Below are 15,738 nucleotides of genomic sequence, written 5' to 3' on the forward strand. Positions count from 1 at the left end.
ACTCAAGCCCTAGCTTGCGACGAAATCCAAGGCACAAGAGGACAGCATGAGCGGCAAGCGCAGCATCTTCGAAGAAGTCTCAGACACAGAAAAACAACAGGCGGTTCAACCGGGGATGATTGACCGGGGCCGGGGTGGCGCCCGCGGGGCCATTCGGGTCTGGCTGATGATCCTGTTTGCGCTGGTCGTAATCATGATTGCGGTAGGTGGACTCACCCGCCTGACCGACAGCGGCCTGTCAATCACCGAATGGCGCCCGATCACAGGGGCCATCCCGCCGATGACCGAGGCCGACTGGCAATCCGAATTCGACAAGTACAAAGAGATCGACCAGTGGCGCATTCAGAACCAGTGGATGGAGCTAAGTGATTTCAAATCCATATACTGGTGGGAATGGGGTCACCGCCAACTGGGCCGCGTGATCGGCCTTGTCTGGGCGCTTGGGTTCCTCGGTTTCCTCGTGGCGCGTAAAGTCCCAACTGGATGGACTGGCAAACTGCTGATCCCCGGCCTGTTGGGCGGCTTTCAGGGCGCGGTCGGATGGTGGATGGTCGCCTCGGGCGTGACGCAGGGCGAGGGGATGACCGCCGTTGCCAGCTATCGTCTGGCGGTACATCTGGGGCTGGCCTTCGTGATCCTCGGCTTTCTGGCATGGTACATCTTTGAACTAGGCCGCGAGGAACGTGACCTGATGCAGGCCCGTCGCGCAAAAGAGGTAAAGCTGTTCTCGCTGTCGACCGGCCTGATGCATTTCGCCTTTTTACAAATACTCATTGGTGCGCTTGTGGCTGGGATCGACGCTGGACGCTCATTCACCGACTGGCCGTTGATCGGAGGGCAAATCCTGCCGCCCGACGCAACGATGCTGGAGCCCACGTGGCGTAATTTCTTCGAAAGCCCCGGCCTGGTGCAATTCATTCACCGCTGTGCTGGCTATCTGCTGTTCATCTTCGGCGTTATTGTCTGGCGACGTGGCAGCACCAGCGCCCACCCGCAAACGCGTTTTGCCTTCAATGCGGCCTTTGCCGCACTGTCGCTGCAGGTGGTCATCGGTATCGTGACAGTGGTCTACGCGGCCCCATGGCAGATCGCCATTTTCCATCAGTTCATGGCTGTCGTCGTCTGGACCCTGATCCTGCGCGCGCGTTTCCTGACCGCTTACCCAATCGCTACTTCAATCCGCGGAGCCTGACCGTATGACTGCCTATGACGACCTGATGGCCTTTCAACGCGAAACCTCGGCCCTCGGTCAGATTGCCGGGCGGCTGGGTTGGGATCAGGAAACAGTGATGCCGCGCGGCGCGGCGCCACAACGCGCCGAGGAAATGGCCGCGATCGAAGCAGTTCTTCATGCCCGCCGCTCTGACCCGCGAGTGGCTGAATGGTTGGATCAAGCCAACCCGCTGGATGACGTCGCCCGCGCGCAACTTCGCGATATACGCCGTTCGTACGAGCGAACGGTCAAGGTGCCCGCCGATCTGGCCAAGGCAATTGCGCGCGTGACGTCCGCTGCGCAAGGCACTTGGGCGCAAGCCCGCGCAGATGAGGACGTGGCTGCGTTTCTGCCAGTTCTGCAAGAGGTCGTGGCGCTCAAACGTGAAGAAGGTGCTGCCTTGGCGCAAGGTGGTGACGTCTATGACGCCATGGTCGAGGACTATGAGCCTTATACAACCGGTTCGCAGATTGCTGATATCTTTGACCAGATGCGCCCGCGTCTCGTGGCCCTGCGTGCGGCTGTTCTGGACAGGCCGGGGCCACAGGCTTTGGCCCGACAATTTGACGAACAGGTACAAATGCGGCTGTCGCAGAAACTGGCGACGACCTTCGGCTATGATCTGAACACTGGCCGCGTGGACAAGGCTGTGCATCCATTCAGTTCGGGCAGTGGGCTGGACGTACGGATTACCACCCGTACCAGCGAGACCGACCCTTTCAACTGTTTCTATTCAACCATTCACGAGGTCGGCCATGCTGCCTATGAGCAAGGTATCAACCCGGCCTATGCGTTGACGCCGCTGGGGCAGGGCGTATCGATGGGCGTGCATGAAAGCCAAAGCCGCATCTATGAAAACCAACTGGGCCGTTCGCGCGCCTTCACCGGCTGGCTTTTCGATCAAATGGTCGATGCATTTGGCGATTTTGGTATCACGGATGCTGATGCCTTTTACGCCACGGTAAATGGCGTTCATAACGGCTATATCCGGACCGAGGCCGATGAGGTGCAATATAACCTCCACATTATGCTGCGTTTTGATCTGGAACGCGCCCTTATGAGCGGCGACCTTCAGGTCAGTGATCTTGAGGCTGCGTGGAATGATCGGTTTAAGGCGGATTTCGGATATGCTGTCGATAAGCCGTCGAACGGGTGTTTGCAGGACGTTCACTGGTCGGTCGGGCTGTTCGGTTATTTTCCGACTTATTCATTGGGTAATGTCTATGCCGGTTGCCTTTATCAGGCATTGCGGTCGGCGGTGCCGGATCTGGACGCGCAATTGGCTGAGGGGGATACTTCGGGCGCGACCGGTTGGCTGCGAGAGAATCTTCAGCGTTATGGTGGGCTCTACACTCCACGCGAGACCATCCAACGCGCCGGTGGGATTGAACCGGGCCCGGAACCCCTGTTGGAGTATCTGGAACAGAAGTTTGGGGTTCTCTACGGACTGTGACAAGTGGCCGAAGTAAGCCTGCCAGAAGAATAAGCGAAATCTCTCACCCAGATCGAAAAAGGAGACGGAAGTCGGCTGTGAGCCCATACCGGAGGCGCCCGTACAACTGTGCTTACAATTTCAGCGACGGCTGAACCGGGACGCGGCTATAGTCATTTACCTTTGTTATTGAATAACAGCTTACACAGGCCCTAGCCTCGGATTCGAATATGGGCCTATCGATAACTACGGACTCTATATCGGTGCTCAAAATAGTTAGAAGGGTATCTTGATGAAGCGAGCTGTGTTGGTATTGGCTGTATCGGTGTTGGCAGGATGCGTATCGACCACCGCTCCTCCATCGGCTCCTCCATCGGCACCTATCCCAAACCCCGGCCGCGCGAGCGCCCCTGTCAGTTCAAAGCAGGCGCAAATAAGATTCCGTCAGGTCGCCTCTCGTATTGAACCAGTGGCAGAGCAAGAATGCCGTCGCCGTACTCAGGGTGTGAATTGCGATTTTCTGATCCGCATTGATCCAAACAAAAAAGCTCCCTCGAACGCTTATCAGAGTTTAAGCAAGTCGGGGCGCCCGGTGATCACAATGACCCAAGCGCTGACACGGAATGTAAACAATAACGATGAACTTGCATTTGTGATGGCGCATGAAGCCGCTCACCACATTCAAGGGCATTTAGCTCGACGTGCTCAAAACGCTGCGGCTGGCGCGGTGATTTTGGCGGGTCTGGCAACAATAGCCGGAACTGGGCCGAATGACATCGCCGCAGCACAAGATCTTGGAGCCTTTGTTGGTGGACGCAGTTATTCAAAGAACTTTGAATTGGAAGCTGATCAACTGGGCGCGGTGATAGCCTACAAAGCGGGTTATGATCCACTCAAAGGTGCGCTGTACTTCGCGCGAGTTCCTGATCCTGGTGATCGCTTTCTAGGAACGCACCCGCCCAATTCTCAAAGATACCATGCGGTTCAGGCTACAATGTCCCGGATTGGTGGCTGACAAACCAGAGCAATAGATTTTCGTAGAACTGCGTCAGCAATAGCTGACTGTGCAGAACACTGCTTTGTCTGATAATGCAGCTGCTGAGAAAAAGACCGAGGCTAATGCGCCTCGGCCTTCTGCCGTTTATTCGTTCACTTCGTCCTCGTCGCCCTGATCGGCGATCCAGGCGACGCTGACGACCTCTTCGCCTTTACCGGTGTTGAACACCCTCACACCGCCGGCGCTGCGCGAGCGGAACGAGATACCGTCGACCGGCACCCGGATCGACTGGCCCTTGGAGGTGGCCAGCATGATCTGGTCGTCGATCTCAACCGGGAAGGAGGCAACAAGTTCACCACCCCGCATGGCCTTGTCCATGGCAGCGACGCCCATGCCGCCACGTCCGCGGACCGGGTAGTCGTGGCTGGAACTGAGCTTGCCTGAACCGCCCTTGGTGATGGTCAGTATCAGGTTCTCAGCGGCTGACATCTCGGCATAGCGTTCCTGAGTGATTGAACCGGGCGCGGCTTCGTCCTCATCCGTTTCGCCATCATCCGCAATACCAGCCACGGCGCGGCGCATCTTGAGGTACGCGGCCCGTTCGTCGGGGTCGGCCTCGAAATGGCGGATGACGGACATCGAGACCACACGATCACCATTGGTCAGCTTGACGCCGCGTACACCTGTGGATTCGCGCGAGTTGAAGACACGCACATCGGTGGTGCGGAAACGGATCGCGCGGCCGGAATTGGTGACGAGCATCACGTCTTCATCTTCCGAGCAAATGCGGGCGTTTACCAGTTCGACACCCTCGGGCAGCTTCATAGCGATCTTGCCGTTACGGCGGACATTGGTGAAGTCCGACAGGCGGTTGCGTCGCACGTCGCCCGCGCTGGTGGCGAAGACAATTTGCAGGTTTTCCCATTCTTCATCCGGCACATCCACGGGCATGATCGCCGCGATGGAAACGCCCGTTGGGATCGGCAGGATGTTGACAATCGCCTTGCCTTTGCCGGTGCGCCCCGATTGCGGCAGGCGCCAGGTCTTGAGCTTGTAGACCATGCCCTCGGTGGTGAAGAACAACAGCTGCGTGTGGGTGTTGGCCACGAAGAGGTTCGTAACGACATCCTCTTCTTTGGTCTGCATACCAGACAGGCCCTTGCCGCCACGCTTTTGGGCGCGGAAATCGGCCAGCGGGGTACGCTTGATATAACCGCCAGACGTGACGGTTACGACCATATCCTCGCGTTCGATCAGGTCTTCATCTTCCATGTCGCCGGACCAGTCGACGATTTCGGTGCGGCGGTCGACCGCGAACTGTTCCCGGACGCTTCGCAGTTCATCGGCGATGATTGACATGATGCGCTCGCGCGAGGACAGAATATCCAGATATTCCTTGATCTTGGCCGCCAGTTGTTCCAGCTCGTCCGTGACCTCTTTGACGCCCAGTTGGGTCAGGCGTTGCAGGCGCAGGTCGAGGATGGCGCGGGCCTGAACCTCAGTAAGGTTGTAGGTGCCGTCGTCGTTCATCTTGGACAGAGGGTCGTCGATCAGACGCAGATAACCTTCGATTTCTGACGCAGGCCAGCGGCGGGTCATCAGCTTTTCGCGGGCCTGAGCGGCATCTGCCGAAGACCGAATGGTGGCAACCACCTCGTCTACGTTCGAAACGGCCACGGCCAGGCCACACAGGATGTGGCTGCGTTCGCGTGCTTTGCGCAGGTCGTACGCGGTACGGCGGGCAACTACGTCTTCGCGGAAGTCGATGAACGAAGTCAGGAACCGGCGCAGGGTCAGCTGCTCGGGCCGGCCGCCGTTCAGGGCCAGCATGTTGCAGCCAAAAGACGTTTGCATCGGTGAGAAGCGGTAAAGCTGGTTCAGCACCACCTCGGGCGTTGCATCGCGTTTTAGTTCGACCACAACGCGCACGCCATTGCGGTCGGATTCGTCCTGAACGTGGGCCACGCCTTCGATGCGCTTTTCGCGAACCGCTTCGGCGATCTTTTCGATCATCGCGGCTTTGTTCACCTGATAGGGGATCTCATCCACGACAATGGCGTAGCGGTCGCGGCGGATTTCCTCCACGCGGGTCTTGGCGCGGATGATGACGCTGCCTCGGCCCTCAAGATACGCTTTGCGCGCGCCGGACCGGCCAAGCATCACGCCGCCGGTCGGAAAATCGGGGCCGGGCACGTATTCAATCAGTTGTTCCGAGGTCAGGTCAGGGTCATCGATCAGGGCCAGCGTGGCATCAACCACTTCGCCGAGATTGTGCGGCGGGATGTTGGTCGCCATGCCCACGGCGATGCCGCCGGCACCATTAACCAGCATGTTCGGAAAACGGGCGGGCAGGACGGTCGGTTCCCGGTCCTTACCGTCGTAGTTGTCCTGAAAATCAACCGTCTCTTTTTCGATGTCGGCCAGCAGGGACGCGGCGGGCTTGTCCATACGCACTTCGGTATAACGCATGGCAGCGGGGTTATCGCCGTCCATCGAGCCAAAGTTACCCTGACCATCCAGCAGCGGCAGCGACATCGAAAAGTCCTGCGCCATCCTTACCAACGCGTCATAAATCGCGCTGTCGCCATGCGGGTGGTATTTACCCATCACATCACCAACCGGACGTGCCGATTTACGATAGGATTTGTCGTGCGTGTTCCCGGACTCGTGCATGGCATACAAAATCCGCCGGTGTACGGGTTTCAGCCCGTCGCGCAGATCGGGGATCGCACGGCTAACGATAACCGACATCGCATAATCCAGATAGGACGTGCGCATTTCGGATTCGATGGACACCGTTGGGCCGTCATAGACAGGGCGCTCGGGCGGGGTTTCATCCATGTTTTCTGAGGTTTCTGGCGTATCGCTCACGTAAACTGCCCGTTCTTTGTGCAGGGTCTATATCTTGTGGATGCACCTTATCAGACCCGGCACATAAGGTGCAAGCAAGCAACCTTTATGAGTGCGAAAAACCCCCGTAACATCCAAGTAACATATTGTTAACTAAGGGTTAGGGGGTTCTTGTGTTACCCTTAAGAGACCTTGCAACAAATTTGGAGGTCTGCATGGCGCAAAGCGAAACCGAGTTGATGCTTAAAGGATACGGGCTGACGACGGCTGAATTCTTCTACCACATGCCTGACTACATCCACGTTCTGAACACGTTCATCTGGCAAGAGTATGACTTGGCGCCAGATCACCCAAAGCTATTTGAATTCATTGATTTTTGGCAGCGCGAGATCGAAGGCCCGCTGCATTCAGTTCGATTCACGCATCGAAAGATGATTGCACCAGGCGAATGGCGCAACATGGTGGGTGAGTTCAGGGTGAACTGAGTACTGTTTTTTTAATCGGTAACAATCAAGGCCAGTTATTTTTTTATGTCCTTAAGCTAAGGTGTCGACCAAACCATTGGTCACACATGGAATCGTTCTATGCACCGTTATTTGCTTTTAGCTGCCGTTTTATTGATGTGCGGCCCTGCCTCAGCCGAGGGCGTTCTGGATAAAATCAAGAAAGGCGCTGAAAACACTGCCGATGCAATTGGGCGCGGGGCGGAAACCGTCGGCGACACCATCGGGAAAGGCGCGGATGCCGTGGATGAGACCCTCGATTCAACAACTAATCTTGTAACGAACGAGGCCACCCCGGAAGAGACACGCGCAAAGCTGGATACAATTGCAAACGAAGTACTTACACAGCTTTTGGCGGAAAATCCTGATGCCAAAGCGCTGTATGATATCAGCGCAGGCTATGCGGTATTTGATTCACGCAAGGTTACTGTTTTTCCTGTTTCGGCCGGATATGGGCGCGGTGTAGCGGTATCAATGGATACCGGCCAGCGCACCTATATGAACATGGGTACCGGAGGTGTTGGTGCGGCCGTAGGTATCGGTGGTTTCGTGACCAAATTCGTGATCTTGTTCGAAACGCAGGCAGATCTCGAGAAATTCATTGAAAACGGTTATGACGCCACCGCCGAAACCGGGGCCATGTATGGCGACGAGAGCAAGGGCGAAACGGTTCGCTTTACAGATGGGTGGTCGTTTTTTGTTTTGGGCAAGAAAGGTTGGCGTGTCTCTGCCGGGGCCTCTGGAACAAAGTTCTGGAAATCCCCGGAACTGAACTGATCAGCCAGAACAACTGGCCCCGCCCAGCACACAGAACTTGGCGCAATGGGGGTGGTTGAGGTGCACATCGGCTTCGGCCTCGGCCAATGTGTGGCCCATCTCGAATTCGGGCGCATAGGGAAGCAAGGTGCAAGCCAGAACTGCAGGACGATCAGCTCCTTTGCGCTTTACCACCATTCGGGCACTTGCACACATCACGGCGTCTGGTGATTTGTTCAGAATGCCCCAGCAGGCTGTTGTTATTTCAGGTACTTCCACGTTTTCGTCCATCTCTGGGAACAAAACGGTTTGGCCAGGGTTTTGTGCGTCGATGTCAAAGTTGTTGTCAGCAAAAAACGCGGCATAGCCAGCTCGGCTTTCGGCGTCATTTTCACCCCAGACCGTTCGCCCGGCAATGGCCATGTTGAACCCGTTATCGCGTAGCCACTCCATCCCTGTAAGGGTTCTGGCAAAGCTGCCCTTCCCACGTTCTTCGTCGTGCAATTCCGGGCGATAGTGATCAACCGATATACGTAGGGTCAGCTTGTTTCCATAGTCGTGCTGAAGTTCCAGCAGCCCTTCACGCATTTTGCGGCGCATCATGGGCAGCATCGCATTGGTCAGTATCAGCACTTCGTAACCGCGCTCCAGCGCGGCGCGGGTCATGTCGATCATTTCGGGGTTCATGAAGGGCTCACCCCCCGTAAAACCGATTTCGCGGATCGGCCAATTGCGGGCCTCTATTTGATCCAGATAGTCCCGTACTTCATCCGCACTGATATAGACCAACGCATCATTGGTCGGGCTGCTTTCGATGTAACAATTGACGCATTCGATGTTGCACAGGGTACCGGTGTTGAACCACAACGTATCGGGATTGCTGAGAGCCACCGAGGCGCGCGTTTGGCCGTCGGCTGTCACCAGTTTGTCCTGAAACTTGCCGATATTGGCGGTTGGAAGGGCGTTGTCTTTCATTCCGGTATCCGGTTCTTTGAAATCTCTATGCTGATTTAGTCTCTGGGACCACGTTAGTTAAGAGCAACACGCCGGACCTGACAGAGTTTTGATGATAGGAAAAAATTTAAAAATGGTTGCGCTAACATTGGACATGCTAACGGCGGTAAGGTAGGGGAAATTATGGTTTCTCGTGTCATACCTGTTGATCCGTTCGATCTGATCATCTTCGGCAGTACCGGCGATCTTGCGCTACGCAAGATTTTGCCAGCACTGTTCCGGCGGTTTTGTGCTGGGCAATGGCCCAAAGACGTACAGATTATCGGTGCGGCCCGGGCTGCCTATGATCGGGGGGCGTTCCATGAAATCGTCGCCGAATCGTTGCGTAAACACGCACCGTATCAATGTAATGATGCAAAAATGCTTACCTCATTTCTGCAGCGCGTGGATTACGTTCCTCTAGATGCGAAATCGGATGAAGGTTGGGCACAGCTTGCTGCAAAACTGACCACCGATCGTGTGCGGGCATTTTATTTCTCGGTCGGACCACGCTTGTTTGGGCCTTTGGCCGAACAGATACACGCGCATAACCTGGCGACACAGCAAACGCGGATCGTTGTCGAAAAGCCCTTTGGTCACGATCTGGAAAGTGCACGATCTTTGAACGCCACTCTCGCGGCGCACTTCAACGAGGGGCAGATATATCGGATCGACCATTATCTGGGGAAGGAAACTGTTCAGAACCTGATGGCCGTTAGATTTGGCAACATGCTGTTCGAGCCGCTCTGGAACAGCCAATACGTTGATCATATCCAGATCACGGTTGCCGAATCCGTCGGTATCGATGGGCGCGAGGAATACTACGATCGCGCGGGTGCTATGCGCGACATGATGCAGAACCACCTGATGCAGCTTCTGTGCCTGATTGCGATGGAACCTCCGGCCAAGTTTGATCCCGACGCGGTGCGGGACGAAAAGCTGAAAGTGATCCGCGCATTGGACCCGGTTGAGCCGCACCACATCGTGAGAGGCCAGTTCGAAGGCGATGGCCCAGGTTATCGTGAGGTAGTGGGCAATCCGCGTTCGAAGACTGAAAGCTATGTCGCGCTTAAGGCGCACCTTAGCAATTGGCGGTGGGCGGGAACGCCGTTCTATTTGCGCACAGGCAAGCGGCTTGTGGCGCGATCGTCGGTGATCAATGTAATGTTCAAGGATGCGCCTCATTCGATCTTTGGGGCCGATGCCGGGCGCCACGCCAACGTGTTGTCGATCCGTTTGCAGCCGAACGAAGGCATCACGCTGAAGGTAACGATCAAAGAGCCGGGACAGGGGGGAATGCGTCTGGTCGACGTTCCATTAGATATGAGTTTTGCCGAGGCGCTGGGGTCGGAAAACCAAGACCCTCCGGACGCCTATGAGCGGCTGGTAATGGACGTGATCCGGGGCAACCAGACCCTGTTCATGCGTGGTGATGAAGTAGAAGCCGCCTGGGCCTGGACCGACCCGATCATCGCGGGCTGGCAGGCACGTGGTGATGTCCCCAAACCATATGATAGTGGCAGCACGGGCCCGGGCGACGCCGAACTGCTGATGAAACGTGATGGTCGCCGTTGGCAAGGGATAAACCCATGAAACTACAAGAATACGCTGATCGGGACATGCTGGCCATCGACGTTGCAAACGTGCTGGCGGGCGAGTTGGAGTCAGCTTTGTTGCATAACGAGATGGTTTCGCTGGCGGTGCCGGGAGGAACGACGCCGGGCCCAGTGTTTGACGTTCTTTGTGCGGCGGATCTTGAGTGGGACCGGGTGATGGTTCTGCCCACGGATGAACGTTGCGTGCCGGGCGATCATGAACGCTCGAACGAGCGTTTGATCCGTGAACGTTTGCTGACCAACCGCGCCTCGGTTGCGCAATATATTCCTTTGTATGTACCGGGTAAGGAACCCGAGGATGTATTACCTGAACTCGAAAGCCTGATTGCTCCGATCCGGCCTTTGTCGGTGCTGGTTCTTGGCATGGGTGAAGACATGCACACAGCATCGTTGTTTCCCGGCATGGACGGTTTGGAGGCCGCGCTGGACAGCCACGCACGCCCTCTGGCCGTCGCACGGCCCGAGGTTCAGCCCGAGCCGCGTATAACCCTGACCGCGCCGGTATTGGATGGTGCTTTGTCGAAACACCTGATCATTTTTGGAGCTGAAAAACGAGAAGCCCTGAACCGCGCCATGTCCTTGCCGCCAGAGGACGCCCCGATAGCTGCAGTGCTTAGCGGCATGACTGTGCACTGGGCGGAGTAAACATGATGAAACTTGATACCCTCACCGCACTGGCCGCCGAACGCACAGATCAGACCATTTTGGACCTGTTCAACAAAGATGGTAACCGGGCCGGTACGTTTTCGGCGTCTACCGGTGACCTGCTGATTGATTATTCCAAGACGCAGATTGATGAAGATGTCCGCGCGGCCCTGATTGCCCTGTGTGACGACGCGGGGCTGTCTGAGCGGCGCGAGGCCATGTTCTCGGGTGCGAAAATCAATGAAACCGAGGGGCGCTCGGTTCTGCATACAGCGTTGCGCAATCTGGATGGTGGACCGGTTGAGGTCGACGGGCTGGATGTAATGCCAGATGTGCTGGACACGCTGCAACGAATGCGCGTTTTTGCCGAAGAGGTGCGCGGCGGCGCGATCTCTGGTGTGGGAGGCAGCTTTACCGACGTGGTGAATATCGGCATTGGCGGTTCGGATCTTGGACCGGTAATGGCTACACTTGCGCTGGCTCCGTATCACGATGGGCAACGGCTGCACTACGTGTCCAATGTGGATGGTGCACATATTGCGGACACTCTGAGGCAGCTTGATCCGACACGGACGTTGGTGATTGTGGCATCCAAGACGTTTACCACTATCGAAACGATGACCAACGCACGCACAGCGCGGGCGTGGATGGTGGATGGTGGTGGCGATCCGGCCAGACAGTTCGCCGCCGTGTCCAGCGCTGTGGACAAGACCGAAGACTTTGGCATCCCCGAGCAGCGCGTGTTTGGTTTTGCAGACTGGGTCGGTGGCCGTTACTCGGTCTGGGGGCCGGTGGGCTTGCCGGTGATGATTGCGGTCGGCTCGAACGCCTTTGACGCATTTTTGCGGGGCGGGCAGGCGATGGACGTACATTTCCGCGCCGCCGATTGGGTCGAGAATATGCCGGTGATGCTGGCCTTGGTCGGCATTTGGCATCGGCAGGTTCTGGGGCATGCCAGCCGCGCTGTTCTGCCTTATGATCAACGCCTGCTGCGGCTTCCAGCTTATTTTCAACAACTTGAAATGGAGTCAAACGGCAAGTCTGTCGCGATGGATGGCAGTTCTCTGACCTTGCCATCTGGCCCTGTGGTCTGGGGGGAACCGGGCACCAATGGCCAGCACGCATTTTATCAGCTGATCCATCAAGGAACCGATGTGATCCCATGTGAGTTCATGGTTGCCGCCGAAGGTCATGAACCCGAACTCACCCACCACCACCGCCTGCTTTTGGCCAATTGTCTGGCCCAATCTGAGGCGCTGATGCGCGGTCGGACGCTGGAAGAAGCGCGGCAGCGCATGGCCGACAAGGGGCTGACGGGTGATGAGCTGGAGCGACAGGCCCGCCATCGCGTGTTCAAAGGTAATCGCCCTTCCGTAACCTTAATGTACCCAAAGCTCACGCCCTTTGTGCTGGGCCAGATCATCGCGCTGTATGAGCATCGCGTGTTTGTCGAAGGCGTTCTTCTGGGCATCAACTCGTTTGACCAGTGGGGCGTCGAGTTGGGCAAGGAATTGGCAACCTCTCTGGGGCCGATCGTGGATGGTGAGGAAAAAGCGGACAGCAAGGATGGATCAACTGCGGCCCTGGTCGCTTATGCGCTGCGCTATCGGGATTAAACGGCCTGTATTTTAAGGGCTGTTGGTGCGGTAAACCGCATTCTTTTATTGTCAGACAATTAAATGCTTGGCAGGGTTCTTTCTGAGGAAATGCCATGGCTCCCGTTATAAACAGGAGGCACAGACGGCACCGCCAAAGGGAGGATGTCCATGCTGGGACAGATGATGACGCAGCCTTTGCTGATCTCGTCGCTGATTGATCATGCTGACCGCTATCATGGTCGAACCGAGATTTTTTCGGTTGAGACCGATGGGACGGTAACTGAAACCAGTTGGGCGCAAGTGGCCGAAAACGCGCGGAAACTGGCTTCGGCGCTGACTAAGCTGGGACTGGAGCCACAAGCCCGGATCGGGACGCTAGCCTGGAACAACCGTCGCCATCTTGAGATTTACTACGCGACCTCCGGCGCTGGCTTTGTCTGCCACACCGTCAATCCGCGACTGTTTCCCGAACAGCTGACCTATATCATCAACCACGCACAAGACCGGGTTCTGTTTTTTGACGCGACCTTTATTCCACTGGTCGCGGCCCTGCACGATCAGGTGCCAGAAGTTCAACATTTCGTCCTGATGGGGCCAAGATCCGAGGACGCCATTGCGCAGATTCCGGATGTGCAGTTCTACGACGATCTGATCGAGACAGGAGAGACAGGCTTTCAATGGCCCAGCTTTGACGAAAACACGGCCTCTGGCCTGTGTTACACATCTGGAACGACGGGACATCCAAAGGGCGTTTTGTATTCACACCGCTCGACTGTTTTGCACAGCTTTGGCTCGAATACACGCGATGTCGTCGGGTACTCGGCAATGGATGTGGTGATGCCGGTGGTCCCGATGTTCCACGTAAACGCATGGGGATCGCCCTACGCCTGTGCGATGTCGGGGTCGCGTATGGTGCTGCCAGGGCCGGGCTTGCATGGTGAGGCGTTGGTGGAACTGATCGACACCTACGGTGTCACCTTGGCCATGGGTGTCCCGACGATCTGGCAAGGGCTGCTGGCCTGTGCTGAACAATCCGGAAGCAAACTGGCCAGCTTGCAGCGAACAGTTATTGGCGGGGCCGCATGTCCGCCCTCGATGATCGAAACCTTCCGTGAAACTTATGGCGTCGATACTATCCATGCCTGGGGGATGAGCGAGATGAGCCCACTGGGCACCGCGAACCAGCCTCTGGCGCGACATCTCAACTTGCCGCTGGAAGAGCAGCACAAGATCAGGGAAAGCCAGGGGCGGCCTTGTTATGGCGTCGAACTGAAAATCGTCGACGACGACGGAAATGATCTGCCACATGATGGTGAAACCCAGGGAGATCTGCTGGTGCGCGGGCCCTGGGTTCTGGATAGCTATTTCCAGATGCAGGATGACGAATTGCTGCAGGATGGCTGGTTTGCCACCGGCGATGTCGCCACGCTGGATCCTGACGGCTACATGACCATCCGTGACCGGTCCAAGGACATCATAAAATCTGGGGGCGAATGGATCAGTTCGGTCGAATTGGAGAATATCGCCGTCGCGCACCCCAAGCTGGCGACCGCCGCTGTGGTGGGGGTGCCACATCCCAAATGGGACGAGCGCCCGCTTTTGGTGGCCGTCAAGGCGGAAGGGGAAGACCCGACCGAAGACGAGGTTCTGGCATTTTATGACGGAAAGATCGCCAAATGGCAGGTGCCGGACAAAGTAGTTTTTGTGGACGCCTTGCCGCTGAACGCCACGGGTAAAATTCTAAAACGCAAACTAAGAGCGGATTTTGAAAACGCCTTGAATGCTTGATTGCCAGTAAGAGGGATATGGCTCCGGCGGTAGGGATCGAACCTACGACCAATTGATTAACAGTCAACTGCTCTACCGCTGAGCTACGCCGGAACGGTTCGCGCCGTATAGCAACCTGTTTCTGTGGCGTCCAGAGCGGGCTTTGAATTTTTTTGGAAAAGTTTCCCAGCCGGAAACCTGCCTCCTTGAAGTCGCGTTCTAGGTCACATTTTAAGAATTTGTCGATCATAGTATTGGAACAAGCAAACACCCTAGAAGGCCTTGGGTTGCTTTGTGTTTGGCCTGCAACCGACTTGGCATCAAACCCTCTGCCCAGGGCTGAGAAATACTCCATCTGCTTTCATTGTGATGGGATGGTTTACAGTATAAAGATCTGAAAGCCTGCCATTCGGCTACTGTTTGGGCGTGAGATGAAAACCGCTATGGAATCATGGAGACCTAATTGAAAACAGCCGAACTTCAAAAGCCTGTTTTAACGATGCCTGAGGAAGCCCAACAAGCCCTGCGCGAACATTACAAGGATGCTTCTGTCATCCTTGAATACGGGTCGGGCGGCTCAACCGTAGTGGCCGGAGAGATGGAGGCAAAAACTGTTTTTAGTATCGAAAGCGACCGGCGATGGGCCCGGAAAATGCGCCGTTGGTTCAAAGAGAATCCACCTAACACTGGAACTGAAGTCAGTATTTCGTGGGTAAATATCGGCCAAACCAAAAAATGGGGTTTTCCTGCAAACCGTGATAGGGTGGATCTTTTTCCAAGGTACCCTTTATCCATTTGGCAAAACGATGCGTTCAAGCACCCTGACGTAGTTCTGGTCGATGGACGTTTCCGAGTCGGTTGTGCGTTGGCCACGGCGTTCAACATTAAACGCCCCGTAACGCTTTTGTTTGACGACTACGGAGATCGGCCCAGAATGCAAGTTGCTGAGGAATTCCTGAATAAGCCCGAACTTGTTGGCCGTATGGCCATATTCAAAGTGGAGCCCCTTCAGGTTCCGGCTGAGAAGTTGATTCAAATTATGCGTTTATTGACGGCACCCTAGGGTGATTACTTCAGGCGTTTTATTTTGAAGTTGAATTGGCTTGTCCAGTAAACAGGTTATTTTGAAACCCACTCGAATACCGACAGTTAAATAGTGTGTCATGATACTCTGACTGCGCGTTTTACAGAGGTTCTGTTTAGTTTCTGTTTCTCCAACAGACCCTACGCAACACAGCAGAGTCCTGCGCGAAAAATCGGAGTTTTTAATGGTGGATTTTGGCTCCGGCGGTAGGGATCGAACCTACGACCAATTGATTAACAGTCAACTGCTCTACCGCTGAGCTACGCCGGAACTGAGGGGCATAT

General features: G+C 55.9%; 12 protein-coding genes and 2 tRNA genes. 10 read left to right on the forward strand and 4 right to left on the reverse strand.

What is annotated here, in order from left to right; translation table 11 throughout:
- Positions 1–46: 46 nt before the first annotated feature.
- The 3 genes from ctaA to ACR0D7_RS07280 all read left to right on the forward strand — a co-directional run bounded on the left by ctaA (position 47) and on the right by ACR0D7_RS07280 (position 3,660).
- Positions 47–1,192, forward strand: coding sequence for a heme A synthase (gene ctaA / locus ACR0D7_RS07270; protein WP_480678429.1), 1,146 nt, complete (start codon positions 47–49; stop codon positions 1,190–1,192).
- A 4-nt stretch (positions 1,193–1,196) separates the two neighbouring features.
- Positions 1,197–2,666, forward strand: coding sequence for a carboxypeptidase M32 (locus ACR0D7_RS07275; RefSeq protein WP_480678430.1), 1,470 nt, complete (start codon positions 1,197–1,199; stop codon positions 2,664–2,666).
- 271 nt (positions 2,667–2,937) lie between these two features.
- Complete coding sequence (locus tag ACR0D7_RS07280) at positions 2,938–3,660, forward strand: M48 family metalloprotease (protein ID WP_480678431.1); 723 nt, start codon at positions 2,938–2,940, stop codon at positions 3,658–3,660.
- Positions 3,661–3,786: 126 nt separating this feature from the next.
- On the opposite strand, the gene gyrA is transcribed toward ACR0D7_RS07280, so the two are convergent.
- A complete protein-coding gene (gene gyrA, locus ACR0D7_RS07285) occupies positions 3,787–6,513 on the reverse strand; it encodes a DNA gyrase subunit A (protein WP_480678432.1) in 2,727 nt (908 codons plus the stop codon).
- Between the two features lie 194 nt (positions 6,514–6,707).
- Between gyrA and ACR0D7_RS07290 the strand changes: the two genes are divergently transcribed.
- Both ACR0D7_RS07290 and ACR0D7_RS07295 read left to right on the forward strand, forming a co-directional pair.
- Positions 6,708–6,977 (forward strand): usg protein, encoded by a 270-nt coding sequence (locus ACR0D7_RS07290; protein ID WP_170383149.1) that lies wholly within the window; start codon positions 6,708–6,710, stop codon positions 6,975–6,977.
- 99 nt (positions 6,978–7,076) lie between these two features.
- Positions 7,077–7,772 (forward strand): lipid-binding SYLF domain-containing protein, encoded by a 696-nt coding sequence (locus tag ACR0D7_RS07295; RefSeq protein ID WP_480678433.1) that lies wholly within the window; start codon positions 7,077–7,079, stop codon positions 7,770–7,772.
- Here ACR0D7_RS07295 and ACR0D7_RS07300 read toward each other — a convergent pair whose 3' ends face one another.
- Positions 7,773–8,726 (reverse strand): radical SAM protein, encoded by a 954-nt coding sequence (locus ACR0D7_RS07300; RefSeq protein WP_170383152.1) that lies wholly within the window; start codon positions 8,724–8,726, stop codon positions 7,773–7,775.
- A 162-nt stretch (positions 8,727–8,888) separates the two neighbouring features.
- Here ACR0D7_RS07300 and zwf point away from each other — a divergent pair, with 162 nt between their 5' ends.
- The 4 genes from zwf to ACR0D7_RS07320 all read left to right on the forward strand — a co-directional run bounded on the left by zwf (position 8,889) and on the right by ACR0D7_RS07320 (position 14,391).
- Entirely contained in the window at positions 8,889–10,337 is a 1,449-nt protein-coding gene (zwf, locus tag ACR0D7_RS07305) for a glucose-6-phosphate dehydrogenase (RefSeq protein ID WP_480678434.1), read from the forward strand.
- Positions 10,334–11,005 (forward strand): 6-phosphogluconolactonase, encoded by a 672-nt coding sequence (gene pgl, locus ACR0D7_RS07310; RefSeq protein WP_170571963.1) that lies wholly within the window; start codon positions 10,334–10,336, stop codon positions 11,003–11,005. Before zwf ends, pgl begins: the two co-directional genes overlap by 4 nt.
- A gap of 5 nt (positions 11,006–11,010) precedes the next feature.
- Entirely contained in the window at positions 11,011–12,621 is a 1,611-nt protein-coding gene (pgi, locus tag ACR0D7_RS07315; RefSeq protein WP_480678435.1) for a glucose-6-phosphate isomerase, read from the forward strand.
- Positions 12,622–12,771: 150 nt separating this feature from the next.
- A complete protein-coding gene (locus ACR0D7_RS07320) occupies positions 12,772–14,391 on the forward strand; it encodes a long-chain-fatty-acid--CoA ligase (RefSeq protein WP_480678436.1) in 1,620 nt (539 codons plus the stop codon).
- 18 nt (positions 14,392–14,409) lie between these two features.
- On the opposite strand, the gene ACR0D7_RS07325 is transcribed toward ACR0D7_RS07320, so the two are convergent.
- A tRNA-Asn gene (locus tag ACR0D7_RS07325) sits at positions 14,410–14,484 on the reverse strand.
- A 349-nt stretch (positions 14,485–14,833) separates the two neighbouring features.
- Here ACR0D7_RS07325 and ACR0D7_RS07330 point away from each other — a divergent pair.
- On the forward strand, positions 14,834–15,433 hold the full coding sequence (locus tag ACR0D7_RS07330; RefSeq protein WP_480678437.1) for a hypothetical protein: 600 nt from the start codon (positions 14,834–14,836) through the stop codon (positions 15,431–15,433).
- A gap of 216 nt (positions 15,434–15,649) precedes the next feature.
- Here ACR0D7_RS07330 and ACR0D7_RS07335 read toward each other — a convergent pair.
- A tRNA-Asn gene (locus ACR0D7_RS07335) sits at positions 15,650–15,724 on the reverse strand.
- Positions 15,725–15,738 lie beyond the last annotated feature (14 nt).

The organism is Ruegeria sp. BB7 (genome assembly GCF_056539365.1).

Coding starts and splice junctions, on each gene's coding strand:
- ctaA (WP_480678429.1), top strand. CDS start 47: ATGAGCGGCAAGCGCAGCATCTTCGAAGAAGTCTCAGACACAGAAAAA.
- ACR0D7_RS07275 (WP_480678430.1), top strand. CDS start 1,197: ATGACTGCCTATGACGACCTGATGGCCTTTCAACGCGAAACCTCGGCC.
- ACR0D7_RS07280 (WP_480678431.1), top strand. CDS start 2,938: ATGAAGCGAGCTGTGTTGGTATTGGCTGTATCGGTGTTGGCAGGATGC.
- ACR0D7_RS07290 (WP_170383149.1), top strand. CDS start 6,708: ATGGCGCAAAGCGAAACCGAGTTGATGCTTAAAGGATACGGGCTGACG.
- ACR0D7_RS07295 (WP_480678433.1), top strand. CDS start 7,077: ATGCACCGTTATTTGCTTTTAGCTGCCGTTTTATTGATGTGCGGCCCT.
- ACR0D7_RS07300 (WP_170383152.1), bottom strand. CDS start 8,726: ATGAAAGACAACGCCCTTCCAACCGCCAATATCGGCAAGTTTCAGGAC.
- zwf (WP_480678434.1), top strand. CDS start 8,889: ATGGTTTCTCGTGTCATACCTGTTGATCCGTTCGATCTGATCATCTTC.
- pgl (WP_170571963.1), top strand. CDS start 10,334: ATGAAACTACAAGAATACGCTGATCGGGACATGCTGGCCATCGACGTT.
- pgi (WP_480678435.1), top strand. CDS start 11,011: ATGAAACTTGATACCCTCACCGCACTGGCCGCCGAACGCACAGATCAG.
- ACR0D7_RS07320 (WP_480678436.1), top strand. CDS start 12,772: ATGCTGGGACAGATGATGACGCAGCCTTTGCTGATCTCGTCGCTGATT.